General features: G+C 35.7%; 1 protein-coding gene. It reads right to left on the bottom strand.

Annotated features, from left to right (window positions below):
- Positions 1–11 precede the first annotated feature (11 nt).
- Positions 12–1,352, bottom strand: coding sequence for an IS5 family transposase (locus tag Q0543_RS12170; protein WP_299253340.1), 1,341 nt, complete (start codon positions 1,350–1,352; stop codon positions 12–14).
- Positions 1,353–1,461: the final 109 nt, after the last annotated feature.

The raw sequence follows: 1,461 nt of genomic DNA, 5'->3' as shown, positions 1-1,461 counted from the left end.
TTAGTCGTCCCTTAAAAAGCCACTTTTTCAAATCTAGGGAATAGATTTATTAGGGCGTAGATTATTGAATAGCTACAGCGTTTCATGCTGTCTAAAGAAGATGCTATCAGACGTAGCATCTTCTTTAAATTAAAGCCCGCCGCTGCGAGCACGCAATTAACAAAATCACCGTACACACCTTTTAAGAAATTTCGTTGCATTCTATGATCGTATTTAAGATGTCCAATCAATGGTTCAATCGAAGCTCTTCTTCTAAATTTCTCTCTTACTTTCTGCTTTTGGTATCTTGTGCTGCTATCTGGTAAAGGCTTTGGAATGGTTATAATCGTTTCATTTATTTTCTTCTTACCTCTATAGCCTCTATCACAAATTGCTTCAGTAGGATTCCTTTCTGTTACATATCTTATTTGTTCTAAGGTTTGCTCCAACGTATGTACATCACTTACATTTGTTTCAAAGGAAGTTGCAGATACAATGATACCTGTATAGGCTGTAACACCAATAGACACCTTGCATCCAAATTCATATTGCTTATGCGCCTTGCCTTTACTCATGCAGTAAACCTCAGGTTCATGTAACGAATAAATCTTCTTTTTATCTCCTCGCTTTTGCGCCAATATTTTATCATAAAACAAGAACCTTTCTTCGGAATATCTTTTTATTTCTTCAGGCAAATGGTTTCTTAATTGCATGATTACTTTCTTGGCATATTTACGCAAATCGCGAACGGCTTGACGTGCTATTGTTTTTTTTGTAGGGTGTGAACCGAACCGTAATTTTAACTTGGCTTGAGCTGTTTTTCTACTAAAACTTTGATGTAACTTAACATTACTTTTATCGGCTAAACGCCAGCATTCTTTTAGAATACCGACAGCGAGTTTTGCATCCGTAGGGAAAGTAATATCCTTTTCTTGAACAGTTGTATCTATTAATACTTGTTCTTCCTTAATGGCTTTACAATGCAAAGATGCACTAACTTTTAAAATATATTCTACACCTGTCTTTTGTATTCTTTTTCTAAAATGAACTAAGTCACTTGGATCACAAGGTGGGGCATGATTGAAAAATTGTTCGCCACAGAAATATTGCCAATAAGGATTCTCAACCCATCTAAGAATAAGGCTTTCGTCAGATTCATTAAACATGCTTTTGAGCATTAATAAACCAACCATTGTTCGAGTTGGTACACTTGGTCTGCCAGAGTCTGAGTAGTATTGTTCAAACTCTTTATCAATAGAAGTCCATTGGATTTTATAACTCAAAATAACAAGTGCGTGCGTATCTAAAATTAAGGTCTTTAGCTGAGTTTTGAACATGTTCAGCTGAGGCTCATGTTTATGTTTTCCTTGCATTTCCCCTAGGATTTTGTGCTTTTATTGAAATACTAGGGGAAATTTAACCCTTTTTTATCGCTATACAATACGTCACCATTGACTTCAAGACCTTTTTAAGGAGCGACTA

The sequence above is a fragment of the uncultured Cytophaga sp. genome (assembly GCF_937863595.1).
Classification (GTDB): Bacteria; Bacteroidota; Bacteroidia; order Cytophagales; family Cytophagaceae; genus Cytophaga.
This window is presented reverse-complemented; position numbering and strand designations above follow the sequence as displayed.

Coding starts and splice junctions, on each gene's coding strand:
- Q0543_RS12170 (WP_299253340.1), bottom strand. CDS start 1,352: ATGCAAGGAAAACATAAACATGAGCCTCAGCTGAACATGTTCAAAACT.